At 44.2% G+C, this 20,436-nt stretch carries 20 protein-coding genes, 1 tRNA gene and 1 other RNA gene; 10 read left to right on the top strand and 12 right to left on the bottom strand.

Annotated features, from left to right (window positions below):
* Positions 1–45: 45 nt before the first annotated feature.
* Positions 46–1,935, bottom strand: a complete 1,890-nt coding sequence (gene ftsH, locus GW12_RS02630; RefSeq protein WP_034583055.1) for an ATP-dependent zinc metalloprotease FtsH — start codon at positions 1,933–1,935, stop codon at positions 46–48.
* Between the two features lie 130 nt (positions 1,936–2,065).
* Positions 2,066–2,716 (bottom strand): 23S rRNA (uridine(2552)-2'-O)-methyltransferase RlmE, encoded by a 651-nt coding sequence (gene rlmE, locus GW12_RS02625; protein ID WP_034583054.1) that lies wholly within the window; start codon positions 2,714–2,716, stop codon positions 2,066–2,068.
* A gap of 196 nt (positions 2,717–2,912) precedes the next feature.
* On the opposite strand from rlmE, the gene yhbY reads away from it, so the two are divergent.
* Both yhbY and GW12_RS02615 read left to right on the top strand, forming a co-directional pair.
* Entirely contained in the window at positions 2,913–3,236 is a 324-nt protein-coding gene (gene yhbY, locus GW12_RS02620) for a ribosome assembly RNA-binding protein YhbY (protein ID WP_034583053.1), read from the top strand.
* A gap of 11 nt (positions 3,237–3,247) precedes the next feature.
* Positions 3,248–3,787, top strand: a complete 540-nt coding sequence (locus GW12_RS02615; protein WP_034583051.1) for a DOMON-like domain-containing protein — start codon at positions 3,248–3,250, stop codon at positions 3,785–3,787.
* Between the two features lie 66 nt (positions 3,788–3,853).
* On the opposite strand, the gene GW12_RS02610 is transcribed toward GW12_RS02615, so the two are convergent.
* Both GW12_RS02610 and GW12_RS02605 read right to left on the bottom strand, forming a co-directional pair.
* A complete protein-coding gene (locus GW12_RS02610; protein ID WP_052127870.1) occupies positions 3,854–4,108 on the bottom strand; it encodes a hypothetical protein in 255 nt (84 codons plus the stop codon).
* A 99-nt stretch (positions 4,109–4,207) separates the two neighbouring features.
* Positions 4,208–4,699 carry a hypothetical protein gene (locus GW12_RS02605; RefSeq protein WP_034583049.1) on the bottom strand — a complete coding sequence of 164 codons (492 nt, stop codon included), beginning with the start codon at positions 4,697–4,699 and terminating at the stop codon, positions 4,208–4,210.
* A gap of 309 nt (positions 4,700–5,008) precedes the next feature.
* Between GW12_RS02605 and carA the strand changes: the two genes are divergently transcribed.
* From carA to GW12_RS02580, 5 genes are all read left to right on the top strand, one after another.
* Positions 5,009–6,148 (top strand): glutamine-hydrolyzing carbamoyl-phosphate synthase small subunit, encoded by a 1,140-nt coding sequence (gene carA, locus GW12_RS02600; protein ID WP_034583048.1) that lies wholly within the window; start codon positions 5,009–5,011, stop codon positions 6,146–6,148.
* 15 nt (positions 6,149–6,163) lie between these two features.
* Positions 6,164–9,397 carry a carbamoyl-phosphate synthase large subunit gene (carB, locus tag GW12_RS02595; protein WP_034583047.1) on the top strand — a complete coding sequence of 1,078 codons (3,234 nt, stop codon included), beginning with the start codon at positions 6,164–6,166 and terminating at the stop codon, positions 9,395–9,397.
* A gap of 96 nt (positions 9,398–9,493) precedes the next feature.
* Positions 9,494–9,970, top strand: a complete 477-nt coding sequence (greA, locus tag GW12_RS02590; RefSeq protein ID WP_034583045.1) for a transcription elongation factor GreA — start codon at positions 9,494–9,496, stop codon at positions 9,968–9,970.
* 110 nt (positions 9,971–10,080) lie between these two features.
* The gene (locus GW12_RS16190; RefSeq protein ID WP_052127869.1) at positions 10,081–10,458 is read left to right on the top strand and encodes a putative four-helix membrane protein; all 378 of its coding nucleotides are present in this window, start codon (positions 10,081–10,083) and stop codon (positions 10,456–10,458) included.
* A 190-nt stretch (positions 10,459–10,648) separates the two neighbouring features.
* Entirely contained in the window at positions 10,649–11,266 is a 618-nt protein-coding gene (locus GW12_RS02580) for a CatB-related O-acetyltransferase (protein ID WP_034583042.1), read from the top strand.
* Here GW12_RS02580 and GW12_RS02575 read toward each other — a convergent pair.
* The 5 genes from GW12_RS02575 to coaD all read right to left on the bottom strand — a co-directional run bounded on the left by GW12_RS02575 (position 11,249) and on the right by coaD (position 14,057).
* Complete coding sequence (locus tag GW12_RS02575) at positions 11,249–12,667, bottom strand: P-loop NTPase fold protein (protein WP_034583040.1); 1,419 nt, start codon at positions 12,665–12,667, stop codon at positions 11,249–11,251. The genes GW12_RS02580 and GW12_RS02575 overlap by 18 nt on opposite strands.
* A 100-nt stretch (positions 12,668–12,767) precedes the next feature.
* A tRNA-Met gene (locus tag GW12_RS02570) sits at positions 12,768–12,844 on the bottom strand.
* A gap of 72 nt (positions 12,845–12,916) precedes the next feature.
* Positions 12,917–13,273, bottom strand: an RNA gene (rnpB, locus tag GW12_RS15165) — RNase P RNA component class A.
* 27 nt (positions 13,274–13,300) lie between these two features.
* The gene (locus GW12_RS02565; RefSeq protein ID WP_034583038.1) at positions 13,301–13,564 is read right to left on the bottom strand and encodes a YfhL family 4Fe-4S dicluster ferredoxin; all 264 of its coding nucleotides are present in this window, start codon (positions 13,562–13,564) and stop codon (positions 13,301–13,303) included.
* A 1-nt stretch (position 13,565) separates the two neighbouring features.
* Entirely contained in the window at positions 13,566–14,057 is a 492-nt protein-coding gene (gene coaD / locus GW12_RS02560; protein WP_034583036.1) for a pantetheine-phosphate adenylyltransferase, read from the bottom strand.
* Positions 14,058–14,195: 138 nt separating this feature from the next.
* Between coaD and smpB the strand changes: the two genes are divergently transcribed.
* The gene (gene smpB, locus GW12_RS02555; protein WP_034583034.1) at positions 14,196–14,672 is read left to right on the top strand and encodes an SsrA-binding protein SmpB; all 477 of its coding nucleotides are present in this window, start codon (positions 14,196–14,198) and stop codon (positions 14,670–14,672) included.
* A 66-nt stretch (positions 14,673–14,738) separates the two neighbouring features.
* Here the strand turns inward: smpB and GW12_RS02550 are convergent, their stop codons facing one another.
* From GW12_RS02550 to rluD, 3 genes are read right to left on the bottom strand one after another with little or no spacing between them, the layout of a single operon-like run.
* The gene (locus GW12_RS02550; RefSeq protein WP_034583032.1) at positions 14,739–15,290 is read right to left on the bottom strand and encodes a flavodoxin family protein; all 552 of its coding nucleotides are present in this window, start codon (positions 15,288–15,290) and stop codon (positions 14,739–14,741) included.
* A 40-nt stretch (positions 15,291–15,330) separates the two neighbouring features.
* Positions 15,331–16,071 (bottom strand): peptidoglycan editing factor PgeF, encoded by a 741-nt coding sequence (gene pgeF / locus GW12_RS02545; RefSeq protein WP_034583029.1) that lies wholly within the window; start codon positions 16,069–16,071, stop codon positions 15,331–15,333.
* A gap of 40 nt (positions 16,072–16,111) precedes the next feature.
* Positions 16,112–17,164, bottom strand: coding sequence for a 23S rRNA pseudouridine(1911/1915/1917) synthase RluD (rluD, locus tag GW12_RS02540; RefSeq protein WP_034583025.1), 1,053 nt, complete (start codon positions 17,162–17,164; stop codon positions 16,112–16,114).
* Positions 17,165–17,235: 71 nt separating this feature from the next.
* Between rluD and GW12_RS02535 the strand changes: the two genes are divergently transcribed.
* Together GW12_RS02535 and GW12_RS02530 are read left to right on the top strand one after the other, a co-directional pair.
* Complete coding sequence (locus GW12_RS02535) at positions 17,236–18,228, top strand: outer membrane protein assembly factor BamD (protein ID WP_034583022.1); 993 nt, start codon at positions 17,236–17,238, stop codon at positions 18,226–18,228.
* A 213-nt stretch (positions 18,229–18,441) separates the two neighbouring features.
* Positions 18,442–20,349: a DNA primase gene (locus GW12_RS02530; RefSeq protein ID WP_034583019.1), complete on the top strand. Its 1,908-nt coding sequence runs from the start codon at positions 18,442–18,444 to the stop codon at positions 20,347–20,349.
* Positions 20,350–20,436 lie beyond the last annotated feature (87 nt).

The following is a 20,436-nucleotide window of genomic DNA, read 5'->3' as shown; positions in this document are numbered from 1 at the left end:
TTAACTGACTGGCATTAACCCACAGGTGGTTTTTTTAGATTCAGCTTAGTTCGCTGGCAATGGCGGTGGAGTCAGTGGACCATCCTTCGGTGTCACATCAATCACAGGATTGTCTGCAACATACACTTTCGGTGGTTGAGGCTCACGACCTTCCATAATGTCACGGATTTGTTCGCGATCAATTGTTTCCCATTCAAGCAGCGCTTTCACCATCGCATGTGCGATATCCTTGTTATTTTCAAGGATGTCACGAGCAACGCGATATTGCTGATCAATGATACGGCGGATTTCAGCATCCACCTGTTGCTGAGTGGCTTCTGAAATGGTACGACTACCAATGCTGCCCATGAATGACTGTTGAGAATCATCTTCATAGACCATGACACCGAGTTTTTCAGACATACCGTATTTGGTGACCATCGCACGTGCCATTTTGGTTGCACGTTCGAAGTCGTTCGAAGCACCCGTAGACATCTGGTTGATGAATACTTCTTCTGCGATACGACCACCAAACAGGATCGCGATATCATTCAGCATCTTGTCTTTGTAATGGCTAGTCTGGTCAAACTCAGGCAATTGCCAGGTTACACCCAACGCCCAACCACGCGGCATAATGGTCACTTTATGTACAGGGTCTGTACCCGGAAGCATTTCAGCCACAATCGCATGGCCAGCTTCATGGTAAGCCGTTGCACGACGTTCTTCTTCACGAAGTACCATCGATTTACGCTCAGGCCCCATGTACAACTTGTCTTTAGCATCTTCAAAGTCGTGCATGTCGACCGTATTCTTGTTACGACGTGCCGCAAACAATGCAGCTTCGTTGACAAGGTTAGCCAATTGCGCACCAGAGAAACCAGGTGTACCACGAGCTAGAACTTTGACATCTACGCCAGTGATTGAAGGCAGTTTTTTCAGGTGTACATTCAGGATCTGTTCACGACCTTTGATGTCTGGCAGACCAACCATCACTTGACGGTCGAAACGGCCTGGACGAAGTAAAGCTTTATCCAGTACGTCAGCACGGTTAGTTGCGGCGATGACGATAATACCTTCATTACCTTCAAAACCATCCATTTCTACCAGCATCTGGTTCAGAGTTTGCTCACGTTCGTCGTGACCACCACCGGTACCCGAACCACGATGACGACCTACTGCATCAATCTCATCAATGAAGATGATACATGGTGCATGACGTTTCGCCTGTTCGAACATGTCACGTACACGTGATGCACCGACACCCACGAACATTTCTACGAAGTCAGAACCGGAAATACTGAAGAATGGGACTTTGGCTTCACCCGCAATCGCTTTCGCAAGCAAGGTTTTACCTGTACCTGGAGGGCCTACCATCAGGACGCCTTTTGGAATAGTCGCACCCAGACGTTTGAATTTTGCCGGATCTTTCAGGAAGTCAACGATTTCGACTACTTCCTGTTTTGCTTCATCACAACCGGCAACATCAGCAAAAGTGACTTTAATCTGGTCTTCAGACAGCATTTTCGCTTTCGATTTACCGAAGCTCATCGGGCCATTCTTGCCGCCTGCACCGCCACCCATGTTGCGCATAAAGAACATGAATAACAAAATGATTAAAAGCACAGGGAAACTTGCGATAAGCAGCTGCATGAGCAAGCCTTGACGCTGTGGTGCAGTACCTTCTACCACAACCTTATTTTTGATCAGGCTAGGCATCAGTTCAGGATCCTGAACTGCCGGGCGAATGCTTTCAAACTCTGAACCGTTTGATTTCTCACCACGAATTCTTTCGCCATCTATTGTCACTTGCTTAATCTGGCCGTCATTCACCGCGGCAACGAACTCTGAATAGTTCATTGTTTGCGGCTGATTACGATCACTGACGTTACTGAAGATCAGTACCAGCACGCCCAGTATCACGAGCCACAATACGGCATTCTTAAAAAGATCGCTCAAAGCTTTATTCCCATTTCCAATCTAATTTGATCATGCCCTTACGGGGTGACCTAAGTTTCCAAGTTGCGTGCAACTTGTAATATTAAAAACGTACAAAATGCACAATTTTTAGCGTGTTGGCAAGTAGACTTTATTGAGAAGCCTTCTTGCGCCCCTGCCCGACCAGAAATACTTCTTTCGAGCGTGCACGCGATGCTGCAGGTTTTGCCGTTTTTAGGACATCAAAACTGTTAACGACTTCTTTACGGAATTCATCAAAGCCTGTGCCCTGGAATACTTTCACTACAAACTGACCTTTAGGACCCAAGACCTTATTGGCAAAGTCCAAAGCCAGTTCGCATAAATAGATCTGACGCGGTTGATCGACAGCCCTATTACCTGATGTATTGGGGGCCATATCGGAAATTACAACGTCTACGGTACGTCCATCTAAAATATTTAACAATTTATCGAACACTTCCTGCTCACGAAAGTCGCCTTGCAAGAAGGTTACGTCTGGCAGTGCATCCATTTCTAAAATGTCAGATGCAATCACCAGACCTTTGGGACCAACCAGTTTTCCAGCGATTTGTGACCAGCTACCTGGCGCTGCGCCCAAATCGACTACGGTCATGCCTGGTTTAATGATGTTGTATTTTTCTTGGATTTCAAGAAGCTTATACGCTGCACGTGCCCGATAACCTTCTTTTTGCGCTTTCTTCACATAAAAGTCATCGAGATGCTCTCTCATCCACGCACGACTACTTTTGGATAACTTTTGGTTGGTAATGCGTGTTGCCATAACTCTCTAAATAAAAAAAACTTCCAATTGTTAATTGTACGTGAAAAACACATGATTTGCAGTATTCATCTGTATCTAAATCGAAGACCAAACGTTGCATTTTTTATGATTTGATCCGGATTATTTGCCCAGAATTTAAAGCGTTTGTTTTTCGCTTTTGCTATACTAAGCCGTTTTTAAAATCAGGTTATCTCTCATGGCGTCTTTATCTATTCAGGAACGTAAACGTTTACGTCAAATCGGACATGCATTAAACCCAGTGGTAATGCTTGGTGACAAGGGCCTGACTGAAAGCGTAGTCGAAGAACTGGAACGTGCCCTGAACGATCACGAACTGATTAAAGTGAAAGTCGTTGCCGAAGACCGTGAAGCGCGTGCTGCACTGATCACCGACATCATTGAAGCAACAGGTGCTGAACTGGTTCAAACCATCGGTAAAATTGCTCTGCTTTATAAGAAAGCTCCGAAACAGAATCAAAAACTGTCTAACCTTGTTCGTTTTGCTCACTTGTCTAACTAAGTTCAGGATTTATGGCTAGTTACGAACTCAATGCATTCGATCGTCGCTTTCAGGCGATTTCTCTGGTTGGTGCCATCGAACAGCAAAGTCCATTTATATTAAATGTAGGTTACTGGCTACGTGACCCGAACCAGTATGTGCTCTGGCCAGATCTGGTCGCAGCACATCCCCGTCAGGATTATTTGTGGGAACAGACCTGTTTCGAAATCTTTATTGGGGTTCGGGACGAGGACTTTTATCGCGAGATCAATCTCTCTCCTTCACAGGCCTGGCAGGCGTATCAGTTTGAAGAATACCGCTATCCGGAAGATATGCCACCGCAACCGGCTTATGACATTGATCTGGTTCAGCTCAAACGTACCCATTACGGCATGAATGTCAGTCTGGATCTGACCGACTTTATGAACCAGCACAAGCTGAAATGGTCAGATCTGTTTATTGGCCTGTCTGCGGTGTTAAAAACCTCGCAGGGTGAGCATTACTATGCTATGCAGCACAGCAGCTCTCAGGCAGATTTTCATAACAAGCGTGACTGGTTGCATGTGTTCTAAGTTAAAACTTAGCGGATATAGCATGAAAAAACCTGAGCTCGAATGAACTCAGGTTTTTTATTGAGTTTATAAATAATGGTGGGTTTTGGTTGCTTCAGCGGAATGCTGTAGTCGTGCATTTTTCTGGATTGTAGTGACTGCAACATAAAGGATAAGAGTAAGTGTCATCGCAATTACGGAAATTGCGGCCTGTAATGCGCTGAGAGAAGCAAAACTCAGCAGTACCACGACAAGGTAAGCTAGACGGCTTTTCCAGGATTCAAGATTCAGAACCATGATCAAGGCGAGTAATACCATTGCCGCAACAAGATGATCGTGCATCATGACCCCCTATTATAATTGTATGAGTCAGTGTTGCGTTGAACGCAAAAGGAGAACTTGCATGTTCCCCCTCGGCTCATTTTTTGTTTTTATAAGATTTTAGCTTTTTAATTCTGTTTCTTTTTCTTCAGTTTCTCCTTTTACAACGACCGGTTTGACTTTCTTCAATACTTCAATGGTGCTGTCTTTGGAACGTTTTAGGGTTTCAGTCAGATGATCCTTGTGCTTGGTCGAGATCTGGGTCACATCTTCTTTTAATTCTTTGCCCAGTTTAGAAAGGTCATCAATCACTGCTGTAAATTCAGTTTTGATAAAGCTGGTCAGTTCATTTAGCTCGGTTTGTGAACCAAACAACTGCTCTTTTAGCGTATCGATCTTCTGCAGTAAATCCTGTTTGAATTGAGTCAGTTGTTCAGTCACGGTACCGCTGAGTTTTTTCACTTCAGCTTCAATATTTTCTTTGCTTTCCCCAAGTGTTTCTACCACCTGCTCTTTAGCTTCGACGGCTGCTTTTTCAAGCTGCTCGGCAGATTCGGTGACAACGACGTTAAGCGACTTTTTGGATGCTGTTGTTTTATTTGTTGTAGCCATGTCTTTTGCCTATGTAGTTATATTGAGACAACTTCATACTAGACGATCCGATAAAATTTAAGACTTGATTTGTCTGACAATTCTCAAATGGTTACATTTTTTAACATTGATCGTAAAACAGACTTTCAGTCAAAAAGCAAGGAATTTATCTATCATATTCTCTATTAGTTGATTGGACATTTTCAGACTTCATGCGTATAATGCGCTGTTGAGTCAAGCGAGCAGATGTAGGGAGGGTAGGTTAAAACATAGCCTTCCTTTTTTTTCATCTACTCGCTTTTTTACAGCCTAAATTTCAGGAGCTTTGGTTTGAGCACCCTCGCCATTTTAGCCCTTGCCGACGGTACGATCTTTAAAGGAACGTCTATCGGTGCATCGGGATGTACGACAGGTGAAGTCGTTTTTAATACTGCCATGACTGGCTATCAAGAAATTTTGACTGACCCAAGTTATGCACAACAATTAGTGACTTTAACTTACCCTCACATTGGGAACACTGGTTGTAACGACGAAGATTCAGAATCTGGTCGTATTCATAAAGTATGGGCCAACGGTTTAATTATCCGTGACCTTCCTTTATTGCATAGCAACTTCCGATCAACGCAATCTTTAAGTGAATATTTAAAAGAACACAATGTAGTTGCGATTGCAGACATCGATACCCGAAAACTGACTCGAATCCTGCGTGCTAAGGGCGCGCAAAACGGTTGTATCCTTGTTGGCGAAAACATCACTGAAGAAGAAGCGCTAGAAAAAGCACGCGCATTCGGTGGGTTAAATGGTTTAGACCTGGCTAAAGAATGCTGTGATCCTGAAGGTTTTGAATGGACTGAAGGCTCATGGGAACTTGGCAAAGGCTTCGCTCAACCTGAACTTAAATACCATGTTGTTGCATACGATTACGGTGTCAAAACCAACATCTTGCGTATGCTTGCAGACCGCGGTTGTAAACTGACTGTTGTCCCTGCACAAACTCCTGCTGAAAAAGTACTGGCCCTGAATCCGGACGGTGTATTCCTGTCTAACGGTCCTGGCGACCCAGCAGCATGTGATTACGCGATTGAAGCTGTAAAAACAATTGTTGAAACAACTGAAATTCCAGTATTTGGTATCTGCCTAGGCCACCAAATCCTTGCGCTGGCATCTGGTGCTAAAACTGTGAAAATGCCTCACGGTCACCACGGCGCCAACCATCCTGTACAAAACATCGAAGATGGTACAGTGATGATTACTTCTCAGAACCACGGCTTCGCAGTGGATGCAGAAACTTTACCTGCAAACCTGAAAGCAACTCACAAGTCGCTGTTCGACCAAACCCTTCAGGGTATCCATCGTACAGACAAGCCTGCATTCAGCTTCCAGGGTCACCCTGAAGCCAGCCCAGGTCCACACGACTGTGCCCCACTGTTCGATCATTTCATCGAACTTATCGAAGCATCTAAGAAGTAATTAAGGAGCGAAATAATGCCAAAGCGTACGGATATTAAAAGCATCTTAATTATTGGTGCTGGTCCTATTGTTATCGGTCAGGCGTGTGAGTTTGACTATTCTGGTGCACAAGCATGTAAAGCGCTGCGTGAAGAAGGTTACCGCGTTATCCTGGTAAACTCCAACCCAGCAACCATCATGACTGACCCAGCAATGGCGGATGCAACTTATATCGAGCCAATCACCTGGCAGACTGTTGCTGCGATCATTGAAAAAGAACGTCCAGATGCTGTTCTGCCAACTATGGGTGGTCAGACTGCACTGAACTGTGCACTGGCACTGGATGCCAACGGTGTATTAGCAAAATACAATGTTGAATTGATCGGTGCGACTAAAGAAGCAATCGAAAAAGCAGAAGACCGTAAACTGTTTGACCAAGCAATGCGCAAAATTGGTCTTGAATGTCCAAAAGCTGCGATTGCTGAATCAATGGAAGAAGCGCTGGAAATCCAGGCTCGCTTCGGTTTCCCTGTAATTATCCGTCCATCATTCACTATGGGTGGTTCAGGCGGTGGTATTGCTTACAACCGTGAAGAATTCCTAGAAATCTGTGAACGTGGTTTCGACCTCTCTCCTACTCACCAGTTACTGATTGATGAATCACTGATTGGCTGGAAAGAGTACGAAATGGAAGTTGTACGTGACAAAAACGACAACTGTATCATCGTATGTTCAATCGAAAACTTCGACCCAATGGGCGTGCACACTGGTGACTCAATTACAGTTGCTCCAGCACAAACATTGACTGACAAAGAATACCAGTTGATGCGTAATGCATCTCTAGCAGTTCTGCGTGAAATTGGCGTGGAAACTGGTGGTTCTAACGTACAGTTCGGTATCAACCCGAAAGATGGCCGTATGGTAATCATCGAGATGAACCCTCGTGTATCTCGTTCATCTGCACTGGCGTCTAAAGCAACTGGTTTCCCTATCGCTAAAGTGGCTGCGAAACTGGCGGTAGGTTATACCCTTGATGAACTGAAAAACGACATCACTGGTGGCGTAACTCCAGCATCTTTCGAACCATCGATCGACTACGTGGTGACTAAAGTTCCTCGTTTCAACTTCGAAAAATTCCCGCAAGCTGACGCGACTTTGACTACACAGATGAAATCTGTAGGTGAAGTCATGGCAATCGGCCGTAACTTCCAGGAATCTGTAAACAAAGCACTTCGCGGCCTTGAGGTTGGCGCTTCTGGTTTCGACGAGAAAATTGCGGTGGGTACTGAAGGTGCTCGCGAGAAGATCCTTCAAGAACTTAAAGTTCCAGGTCCAGAGCGTATCTGGTATGTGGCTGACGCATTCCGTCACGGCTTCACTTTAGATGAAGTATTTGAAGCAACTAAGATCGACCGCTGGTTCCTGATCCAGATCGAAGACATCGTAAAAACCGAAGAACAGATCAAAACTTTAGGTTTCGGTGATCTGAACGCTGACAATATCCGTGCGTTCAAACGCAAAGGTTTATCTGACCTTCGCATTGCCAACCTGATGGGTATTTCACAAAAACAATTCCGTAAACACCGTTGGAACCTGGGCGTAACTCCAGTGTACAAACGTGTAGATACATGTGCTGCTGAATTCGAATCTGATACTGCTTACATGTACTCAACTTACGATGAAGAGTGTGAATCTAATCCGTCTAACCGTGACAAGATCATGGTGATCGGTGGCGGTCCTAACCGTATCGGTCAAGGTATTGAATTCGACTACTGCTGTGTACACGCTGCCCTGGCAATGCGTGATGACGGTTATGAAACAATCATGGTGAACTGTAACCCTGAAACTGTTTCTACCGACTATGACACTTCAGACCGTCTGTACTTCGAACCGATTACACTGGAAGACGTTCTTGAAATCGTACGTACTGAAAAGCCAAAAGGCATTATCGTTCAGTACGGCGGTCAGACTCCATTGAAACTGGCTCGTGCTTTGGAAGAAGCTGGTGCGCCAATTATCGGTACATCTCCAGACGCGATTGACCGTGCAGAAGACCGTGAACGTTTCCAACAAATGATTCAACGTCTGCAACTGCGTCAACCAAACAACAGCATCGTGAAATCTGCTGAAGAAGGTATCGCGGAAGCGGCTAAAGTGGGTTACCCACTGGTGGTACGTCCTTCATACGTACTGGGTGGCCGTGCGATGGAAATCGTATATAACGAAGACGAACTGAAACGTTACCTTCGTGATGCGGTTCAAGCGTCTAACGATGCACCTGTACTGCTTGACCACTTCTTGGATGATGCGATCGAAGTCGACGTAGACTGCGTATCTGATGGTAAAGATGTGGTGATCGGCGGTATCATGCAGCACATCGAACAAGCAGGTATCCACTCTGGTGACTCAGCATGTTCTATTCCTCCTTACTCTCTGTCTAAAGAAGTTCAGGACGAAATGCGTCGTCAAACCGTGGCTATGGCGAAAGAGCTTGGCGTAATCGGTCTGATGAACGTTCAGTTCGCGGTGAAAGGTGATGACGTTTACATCCTGGAAGTGAATCCACGTGCGTCTCGTACTGTTCCGTTCGTTTCTAAATGTATCGGCGAATCTTTAGCGAAAGTTGCTGCACGTTGTATGGCTGGTCAGTCTCTTGAGTCTCAAGGCTTTACCAAAGAGATTATTCCAGAGCACTTCTCTGTGAAAGAAGCAGTGTTCCCATTCAACAAATTCCCTGGTGTTGACCCTATCCTTGGACCTGAAATGAAATCTACAGGTGAAGTGATGGGTGTTGGTAAAACATTCGGTGAAGCGTTCTACAAAGCTGTTTTAGGCTCTAACGATCGCTTGCCAGGTCTGCCAACCGAAGGCGAAGTGAAACATGCATTCATCTCTGTACGTGATTCTGATAAACCACGTGCGGTTGGTATTGCGAAGCAGCTTGCTGACTTTGGCTTCAAGATCGTCGCTACTGGCGGTACTTACGATGTCATCAAAGCAGCTGGTATCGAATGTGAACGTGTGAATAAAGTAACCGAAGGTCGTCCAAATATTGTGGACCGCTTGAAAAATGGCGAAATTCACCTCATTATCAATACCACTGAAGGCAAGCAAGCTCAGCAGGATTCATTCTCGATCCGTCGTTCAGCGCTTCAAGGTAAGGTGTACCACACCACTACCCTGAACGGTGCTGAGGCTGTATGCCAAGCTTTAGCGATTAAATTGCCAATGGATGTATATCGTTTGCAAGACTTACAAAGCGTAGGTTAATCCGTTTCCAAGAAGTCCCGCCACCTTCTTGGTGGCGGGCTTTTTTTCATTTATAGACTTTGTATTTTTAAATACTGACTTTTTTGAGGGACAACTATGCAACGTTATCCTATGACTCCTGAAGGCAAAGTAGCCTTAGAGAAAGAATTACACCAACTGAAAACAGTTGAACGTCCACGTATCACCGCTGCCATTGCAGAGGCACGTGAGCACGGAGATCTTAAGGAAAATGCGGAATACCATGCTGCACGTGAACAGCAGGGTTTCTGTGAAGGCCGTATTCAGGACATCGAAGGTAAGCTTGGTGCTTGCCAGGTCATCGATGTAAAAGCACTTGAGCAAAATGGCCGCGTTGTATTTGGTGTGACAGTGACCATTGAGAACCTGGACACTGAAGAACGCAAAACTTATAAAATCGTTGGCGATGACGAAGCAGACTTCAAGATCAATAAAATCTCTGTGAACTCTCCAATCGCGCGTGGTCTTCTGGGCAAAAATGAAGGCGATGAAGTGAAAATCGTCACTCCACAAGGCGAAGTGGAATACGAAATCGTGAGCGTTGAATATATCTAAGTTTTATTTATAGATATTTACGGCTGTAAGACCCCTCGGATGAGGGGTTTTTTTGTAAAAATTCCTTTAAAATAAAAATTAAGACAATTTTCTAAAAATTATAAAATGAAATGATCAAAAATCTCATAATTACAATCTCATTACTTTTGTTTAGTACTAATATTCTAGCTCGTGGATATAGAGGTAACTCAGATACATTCACTAATCTAATTTTTGGAGTTATTCTCGCAATTGGCTCATTATGCTTTTATTTTTATTCTTATGTAAATTGGCAAGAAAGGCAAAAAAATAATGAACAACCATCTGATAAAGATGGCTTAAGTGATTGGATCTTTACTGTTTTTGGTTATGCTATCATCGCTCTATTTGCATCATTCCCTGTAGCCTTAATTTTAAAACCCTTTATACAAGTTGATGGTAGATTCACTATTTTATTTTATACATTCCCGATAATGTTTGGCCTATTATATTTCCTTCGCAGAACTTAAAAAAAAACATTCAACTCAATCATCCACTAAGTTTTATACAAAATGGACCCCCTCCCTTTTCTAAAGGGAGGTTGGGAGAAATTACTCTGAGATTGAATATAAATCTAGATTCGTTAATCCCCCTAAATCCCCCTTTTTCAAAGGGAGACTTTGCTATAATCTCTCCACCCTTCCCAATCCCCACAATCTTATGTCTGAGAAACTGATCAATTCCCCTGTCAAACACTGGTGCGAGTTCGAATTCATCTCGAAAACGGTGAAGAACCCGAATATTCATATCAAAGGGAATTACTCTTATTACTCAGCTTACTGGGATCAGGGATTTGAACGCTGTGTAGTGCGTTATTTACATGACAAGCCTTCGACGCCAGACAAGCCTATAGACCAGCTCTATATCGGCAATTTCGTCTGTTTTGGCGCAGAATGTGTGATTATGATGGGTGGTAATCAGTTGCACCGTACTGACTGGATTTCCGCATTTCCGTTCGATACACGCAGTTTTGTGCCTGCTGGCGATACGGTTGTTGGTGATGGTTGCTGGATTGGCTCACGTGCCATGATTATGCAAGGCGTAAAACTCGGTGAAGGTGCTGTGGTAGCAACAGGTGCAGTAGTTACTAAAGGTGTGCCGCCTTATGCCATTGTGGGCGGTGTCCCTGCCAAAATTATTAAATATCGCTTCCCTGAAAAAGATATAGAAAAACTGCTTTCACTTAAGCTTTATGACCTAGATGAAAAGCAGTTTTTAAAAATGCGTGAGCAATTGCAGACGGATGATATTGAAGAACTATCAACTTTTTTCAAATAGACCAGTTTTAATATATTGATCCCAAATAATTTTAAAATCTTTAATATCATCTAAACCACTAATGCAGTAAGAAAAGAGTAGATTTTTTATAGCTTGCTCTTTCTGCTTCTGCTGCCCTATTGTTAGAAAATTTGTTTCTATATAGCTAACACCTTCATACATATCAGAAATTATAGAGTTATCTATATTTAGTTTATTAAATAATTGCTCTCGTACGAAATAAGATTTCGTCGTCCCCATATTTTCAGAACCACCAAAATAACTAAATAAATAGTCAACTATTTTATTCAAATGATATATCGAAATTTCAAAATTCTTATCAAATATTATTGCTATTAAAACAAAGTTAATCCTTATTTCATCAACTCTTAAAAGAGCAAACTGATTAATCTTTTTTACTAACTCTCTTGAATTATATTTTTTTGATGCTTGAAAACTTAAAATCCATAAGAAAAATTCATTTAGATCAGCCTTAGATTTTAACTCTCCAATACGATACAACTGCTCTTTAATCACACCCTCATATAATTGATCTTCGCCAATTTTTGGAAATTCGATTGTGTAATCAATAAATTTTTCGAAATAATCCCCATTTAATTTTGAATCATAACCATAATATCTTTGAACAGATTGCAATAGCTGTGGTTTATTCATCACCAAAACAAATACTATTTTAGGGATATCAAAAAAATGTTTGATCCTTTCAATTAAACGAATTGCAAAATCTGGTCGGCAACGATCAAGTTCATCAATAATAAAAACTAATGGCTTATCCAAACTATCAGCTAACTCTGATAATGTTGTTTTAAAGGCTTGTAACGAATTCTTTTCTTCTTCATAACTATCTATTTTATTTTGGATTGCTTCAGTGACTTTTTCACCAATATTTTCAACCACCTTATCTACTGCATCATCAATTTTATCTTTGATTGATTCACTATCAAGCCTTATAAAAGGAATAACCCCACCAGTTAATGTACAACTAATCATAGATGCAATCAATGTTGGTGTAAGTGTCAAAAGTCCTTGTTGCATCACAGCAGCAGCTTTTTTAAATTTGTGAACTAATTTTTTATCTGCTGTTTTATCTAATTTGGCTGCAATTTCAGAAGCAATTACTAGAAATGGATCTTCCAAATAGTCATTTGCAAAGGCATCTAAATAAATTACATCATGCTTGTGTGGTTGAGTTGTTTCTAAATGCTTTTTCCAATGTCGAACAAACCATGTCTTACCTTCACCCCAACGAGCATCTAAAGCTAGAACAGCTCCACAATTTAAACGGTCTACATAACGTTCTAATTGTTCACCTAGACGACGGCGATCCCATAAATCACCTTCCCAAGCAGTTTGAATATTCTCAAAATTATCTTTTTGCCAATTCAGCTGATCTGCAGTCATTGTTATTAAATTCAGTTGTTTACATTTCAATCATCATACCATTTTAATTTTTATAGACATAAAAAAAGACCATTCAATTGGAATGATCTTTTTCAGAATATGGTGGCTATGACGGGACTTGAACCTGTGACCCCCGCATTATGAGTGCGATGCTCTAACCAACTGAGCTACATAGCCGTAAACTGTGCGCGCATTATGGGATTTTCTGAAAAAAACGTCAAGCCCATATTACGCTGATTGATCAAAATTTGGTGAAGTGAGCCGATAAGCCGGGTTCTGTCGTGGACGATCATTCCTCTAGGCGTACAATCACTTATACGCTCAAGCGACCTACCCGGATCCAGCATGGGCCATGCCTAAAGGATCCCTATTTGGTCTTGCTTCCGGTGGGGTTTACCATGCCATGAACTGTTACCAGTCATGCGGTGCGCTCTTACCGCACCCTTTCACCCTTACCTCACGAATGAGGCGGTCTACTCTCTGCTGCACTTTCCGTCGGCTCACGCCGCCCAGGCGTTACCTGGCACCTTGCCCTATGAAGCCCGGACTTTCCTCTCCTGCTTCAGTCACGGAGACCTCCACAGCAGCGATCGTCTGGCTCACTTCGAGCACGCATCATAACAAAGATACGAACTATTTACTTGCTGTTTTTTGAGCAGTCAGTCTTTCATACTTGGCCTGCAGCTCTTCACGCGTTTCCGGATGATTCGGATCAAGCGGGATACAATCGACAGGACAGAACAGCTGACACTGCGGTTTGTCGTGATGTCCCACGCACTCTGTACACAGGTTCGGGTTAATTTCATAGATGATTTCACCCATGAAAATCGCCTCATTCGGACATACAGGTTCACAGACATCACAGTTGATGCATTCATCGGTGATATATAAAGACACTCTACCAACCTTGTTGAAGTTTACGCTCGAAGGCTGCAACCACGTTTGCTGGAACGAACTTGGTTACATCCCCTCGTAAGCGGGCAATTTCACGCACCAGAGTGGATGAAATAAAAGAATATTGCTCTGAAGGTGTCAGGAATACGGCTTCAAACTGAGAATCCAGCTGGCGGTTCATGTTGGCGAGCTGGAACTCATATTCAAAGTCAGATACGGCACGCAGGCCACGCAGTACGGCAGTGGCTTTCTGCTCACGGAAAAAGTTAACCAACAGCCCGTCAAAGCCAACAAATTCTACATTGGACAAATGGCTCAGCGACTCTTTAGCCAGATCAACTCGCTCTTCCAGACTAAATACCGGGTTCTTGTGATGACCGATAGCAATGGCAACGACCACTTCATCAAACATACGCGATGCACGTGTCACCAGGTCAATATGGCCATTAGTGATCGGATCAAAGGTTCCCGGATAAATTACACGAGTTTTACTCATCCATTTGTACTCTGTTTATGGTGCAAGTGCCTATTTTAACAAAATCTTGATTTTTTGGTGAAGAAACTCCATCAATTTAAAAACTTCAACTCAATTAAAGTTGCGGTACAATAGCTGCAACTTTGGAAGTGTCTGATTATGGCGAAAGCAACTGTAGTTAAAAAAAATAACGGCGGAACGATTGCTCTGAACAAACGTGCCCGTCACGATTATTTTATTGAAGAAAAATTTGAAGCGGGATTGTCTTTACAAGGTTGGGAAGTCAAGTCTTTGCGTGCAGGACGTATGAGTATTGTGGAAAGCTATATTACCTTTAAAAATGGTGAAGCATTCCTGTTTGGTGCCCAGATTCAGCCGCTATTGAGTGCTTCGACCCACGTGGTGCCTGAAGCAACCCGTACCCGCAAACTGTTGCTAAACCGTCGTGAAATTGAAAAATTGCAAGGTGCAATTAATCAAAAAGGTTATTCCTGTGTGCCACTGGCCTGTTACTGGAAAGGCCCACATGCCAAACTGGAAATTGCACTGGTGAAAGGTAAGCAGCTGCACGACAAACGTGCCTCTGAAAAAGACCGCGACTGGCAACGTGATAAAGCACGTATTTTCCATAAATAACGCTTTGCACAAAGTAACAAAAAAACCTCCGCATAACGGAGGTTTTTTTATGGCGAGGAATTTTGTTTATTGTAGTCGATATAAAGTTTGTGCCAGATGTTCACCAAATTTGATTGCCGTTTGCAAATCGCCTTCTGGTGGCGTGGCTTCGACAGGTGCATTATCCGACTGGGTCATCAAGCCTAAAAAGCTCGACATACGGTTCAGGTCTGTCATACTACGACCTGTAGGCATCAACGGCAAACCAGACCAGAGCATGCCATGCTGCATGGCAAACAGGTTGATCTGCTGCAGTACGGCCAGCTTGTCCCCACTAAGTCCGCCACCATTAGTAAAAGCAGATGCCAGCTTACCCTGCCAGGCACGTGCCAACCAGCGCTTGGACGACTGCTCCATAAACAGCTTCATCGCAGCGGTCAGGCTGCCCATATAGGTCGGGCAGCCAAATACGATCGCATCTGCGGCATCCAGTACCTCCCAGTCCACCTGCTCCACATTCATCAAGGCAACCTGAACCCCTGCCTGCTCGGCACCCAGTTCAATATAACGGGCAACTTTGGCGGTGTGTCCATAAGGACTGTGATAAACAATCGCAAGAGTTTTGGAAGATAGGGACATAACAATTAAAAGCCAAGAATTTCAGTCAAGTTTAACATTTTCAAGCCATAAAGACGAATGTTGCCATGCGTCCAGTCTTGGCTTCACGACGGTAAGAAAAATACTCATCTGTCTGCTTATAGGAACATTGATCCCCACCCAGCACAGTGTTTACGCCATGCTGTTTCAGGATATATCGGGCAATGGCATATAGATCGGCATAATGCTTGCCTGCTTTTTCACCCGCCTGAAATGCACTGTCCAGTTCTGGATATTTGGAACAGAACGCAGTTTTGACTTCCTCACCAATTTCAAAACAGGGTTGGCTGATTGCAGCACCGAGCCAGGCCCAAGTTGGTTTTGTTTGCATCGTTGCAATGGTATTTTCGACAATACCACCCGCCAGACCACGCCAGCCGGCATGCAGGTTCGCCACTTCAGTGCCTTCAGCATTGCCTAGCACGACTGGCAGACAGTCTGCGGTCATCATCATCAGGGCATGCGCTTTGCGCTGCGTCACCAGACCATCACCAACCAGTGCGGTAAATGGCATCTGTTCATTGATGGTATGACAAATGGTGCTATGCGTCTGGGTCATCCAGGTAATCTTGTCCACACCATAAGGCTGGAAATCTTTCAGCAACTGGATGCGATGCTTCTGCACACGCACCGGATCGTCATTGACATGCAAAGCCAGATTAAAGCCTGCCAGTTCTGGCTGCGCTGATGGTTGAACCTGTTCATGATGAACTCGGGTTTGACCCACATAAACGCCTTGAGGCAAACCTTGTACAAATTGCATGTCTCTTCCCTTTTACTGACCGATGCTGGTAATGGTGAAATTAATAGGCCTTATTTTCGCTGCGTAGCACTTCAACCAGATTGGCGAAGTCTTCTGGCCACGGCGCTTCAAATATCATTTCTTCCTGGGTACGTGGATGGATCAGCCCCAGTTGTGAGGCATGCAGTGCCTGACGCTTAAAGCCACGCAAGGTATCTTCAAGCAGTTGCGAAGCACCCGCTGGCAGACGCACACGCGGCATATACACTTGATCACCGACCAGACCATAACCGATATAGCTAAAATGCACACGAATCTGGTGGGTACGACCGGTTTCCAGACGCGCCTGTACGCGGGTGAAATGCTGGAAGCGTTCTTTCACGTTGTAATGTGTCACCGCATCCTTACCGCCCGGCAACACCGCCATTTTTACGCGATCGACCGGATGGCGTTTGATTGGCTCGTTAATGGTGCCACCAGCAATAATATTGCCGTACACCACCAAGTCATAAACGCGGTAAACTGATTTCTTTTCCAGCTGCTTGCTAAGCGCAAACTGCGCTTCGAGGTTTTTCGCAACCACAAGTAAACCACTGGTGTCTTTATCGATACGGTGTACCAGACCAGCACGTGCCAATTCTGCCGATTTTGGATAGTGATACAATAATGCATTCACCAAAGTACCTGAAGTATTGCCAGCACCCGGATGCACCACCATACCGACCGGTTTGTTCACCACCAGAATATCTTCATCTTCATAGACGATATCCAAAGGAATATCTTCAGGAAGACTGCGGGTTTGAGGTTCAAGCTCAACATTCAAGGTCAGGGTTTCAAAACCGTCACATTTATATTTAGGCTTTACAGGCTGACCATTGACCAATAAATTACCGTCTTTGATCCACTGTTTCAGCTTTTCACGGGAAAACTCACTCCATACCAGTGCAGCGACCTGATCGATCCGCTGGCCCAGATAGGTTTCATCCACCTGAAATTGCAACGCTAAACGTGTTGCAGTTGTGTCTGAAGTATGGTTATCTGCATCCTCAGAATCTTCAAGTAAATTAAAATCAGTTTCAGGGAAATTAGAATTGGAAGATTGTGCTTGACTCATTTGCTCATTCAGACAAAAGTGGTTTAATAGTGCAATTGTAGCTCATTGCCCGTATTAACAGAGGAATTTTTATGTCGCTACCACATTATAAAATGACAATGCTTGCAATTACGCTAGGCGTTGCATCGGCAATGGTAGGCTGTAGCAGTAATCCAAAAAAAGAAGTCGTGGATAAAGGTCCAGAATCTAGCGAACAGGTTTATATTCAAAAAGCACAGAAAGCCCTTGATCGCAAACAATATACTGATGCCGCAAAACAGCTTGAAGGTCTGGAAACCTATTTCCCTACCAGTCCATATGCTGCTCAGGCACAACTGGAACTGCTCTATGTCAAATTCCAGCAAAAAGATTATGAAGGTGCAGTAGCACTGGCAGAACGTTTTATTCGCCTGAATCCACAGCATCCAAATGTCGACTATGCCTACTATGTGCGTGGTGTAGCGAATATGGAACAAAACTATAACGGTTTATTACGTTATACCAAGCTGAAACAGGCACACCGTGATGTGAGCTACCTGAAAGTGGCGTATCAGAACTTTGTCGACTTTGTCCGCCGCTTCCCTTCCAGCGAATATGCAGTGGATGCAGCACAGCGCATGAAGTTCATTGGTCAGGAACTGGCTGAACATGAAATGAATGCAGCGCGCTTTAATATCAAGCGTAAAGCATACCTGGCTGCAGTTGAACGTGCACAATGGGTGATTGAACATTACCCACAAGTACCACAAACCCCGGAAGCACTGGCGACCATTGCCTATGGCTATGACAAGCTGGGAGATAAAGCCACTGCACAGCAATATATAGAATTGCTGAAATTGAACTATCCAGAACTGGTCAATGCTGACGGTTCAGTGAATCTGCGTGCAGCACGCAGTGAAGGCAGCCTGTTTAACCGTGCAACCCTCGGTATCTTTGGTAAAGAAGCACGTACTTATGAAGGTTCAGATAATATTCCTGAACCGAAACAGGAACGCAGCCTGACCAACCGCATCAGCTTTGGCCTGCTGGACCGTCCGAAAAATACAAATACTGAAACAGAGCAACCAGAAGCAACTGCCGAATAAGCAGCTTCTTTCGGATGCATTTTTGTAAAGGGCAAGGTATCATACTTGCCCTTTTGCTTTTTCGGCAGTGCTAAAATAAATAGCACCATGAACAGTTCTTGAACAATAACTGCAAAAGGTTTATACAGTAATGAATCGGCCGAGTATTTGACTCGCCTAATTTTTTCAATAACTTAGCGATTAAAGAACGCAGCACGAGAAGCTCAGTACACCATGGCCATTCCTCAACATACGATTGATCAGATTCTCGATCGCACCGATATTGTCGATGTGATTGGTCAATTCGTAAAATTAAAAAAGACTGGCCGGACCTATTCGGGCTGCTGCCCTTTCCATCAGGAAAAATCACCATCTTTCCACGTCTATCGTGACAAGCAGTACTACCACTGTTTTGGCTGTCAGGCCAATGGTAATGCCATCCGTTTTTTAATGGATATAGGTAACCGTAATTTCATCGAGGTGATGAAAGATCTGTCCAGCCAGACCGGGATTGAACTGCCAAAAGACAATCAGGATTCCAGCAAGCTTAAATACAAGCGCGAAGCCAAGCCGAAAGTTGCACCAAAGCCAACAACATCAGCTCTGCAGAATCCTTCACCAAATACATCTACTGAAGCTGCTCCTACTGCACATTTTGATCCCTTTGCGGAATTCCAGAATGCTGAGCAAGACTACGGCGATCCATTTGCATCCTTTGAACAGATGCCGATACAGGATGCACCTCAGGAAGGCAACCTGTATGACCTGCTGGAAAATATCGCGCAGTTCTATGAACGCCAGTTACCTAACAGTGCCAGCGCACAGCAGTATTTCAAGCAGCGTGGCTTAAGTAGCGACACCATTGCCTATTGGCGTCTGGGTTATGCACCAGAAGACTGGCAGCATCTGGAAAAAGCCTTTCCTCAGGATATTGAAGGTCTCAAACTTTTAGGCTTAATCCGCACCAGTGACAATGGCCGGGATTTCGACCTGCTGCGGGATCGGGTGATTTTCCCGATTCGCGATCCCAAAGGCCGTGTGGTCGGCTTTGGTGGCCGGGCACTGAATGACGAGATCAAGCCAAAATACATCAACTCCCCAGATTCCGAAGTCTTCCATAAAAACCAGTTGTTATATGGCCTATATGAAGGCCGCAAAGCCAAAGCCCAAGACTGGTTGATGGTGGAAGGCTACATGGATGTGATTGCTTTGCAGCAATATGGCATTCATGGGGCAGTCGCAACGCTAGGGACAGCCAGTAATACCGAACACCTGAATATCCTGTTCAAGCAGAACAATCGCATTACCATTGCCTTTGACGGTGATGCAGCTGGCCAGAAAGCGGCACGACGTACCTTAGAGATTGCCCTGCCGTTGCTCAATGATGGCCGTGAGCTCAAGTTTTTCGTGTTGCCGGATGACCATGACCCGGATTCCCTGATCCGTCGTGAGGGCATTGAAAACTTCCGTCGTTTGCTGGATCAGGCGCCACTACTCTCCGATTTTGTGTTTGCCCATCTGACCCAAAACCATGATGTGGCAACACCTGAAGGTAAAAGTCAGGTCATGGCCGAGCTGCGCCAGCTGACTGAACTGTTACCCAAACAGGGTTCATACCGTTACCTGCTGCAGCAGTTCTTCCGGGAAAAACTTGGTTTTAACCGCAAATGGCAACCGAAGGTCAATAATGATGCGAGCTTAAGTTTTAGCACCAAGATTGATGCCGAAGAATATGTAATCGCGATTCTGATCAATCATCCGTATCTGTATATTCATTTTGAGCCACTACGTGCACTAGTATCCGAAGATCAGTTGCTGCACAAGATTCTGAACATCCTGAATATCATCTTTGATGACCTGCCAGATGATCCTGAACTGTCAACTTACTATGTGCTAGGAGCCTGTGCGGCCTACCATCATGAACTGCAACGCATCCTGCAGCATGCCAACGTCAGTGACTATACATCTTCGCCAGAACAGGCCGACAAGCTAGCAGCCGACCTGTCCACCAAGCTGCAGTATCAATGCCTGCAACACAAGATTAAATCGAAAAAATTTAGCAGCATTGAAGAAATGAAAAACCTGAAACTGCAGATCTTTGAGATTGACCGCAAGCGTACCATGACGTTGCTGGAAGACTAATTTTCTTATATCCCAGATACAAAAATGGAGATCACTGTGATCTCCATTTTTCTTTTCAATATTAATTTTAACCTGAGTTCGATGAAA

It is taken from the genome of Acinetobacter sp. HR7 (genome assembly GCF_000773685.1).
Classification (GTDB): domain Bacteria; phylum Pseudomonadota; class Gammaproteobacteria; order Pseudomonadales; family Moraxellaceae; genus Acinetobacter; species Acinetobacter thermotolerans.
This window is presented reverse-complemented; position numbering and strand designations above follow the sequence as displayed.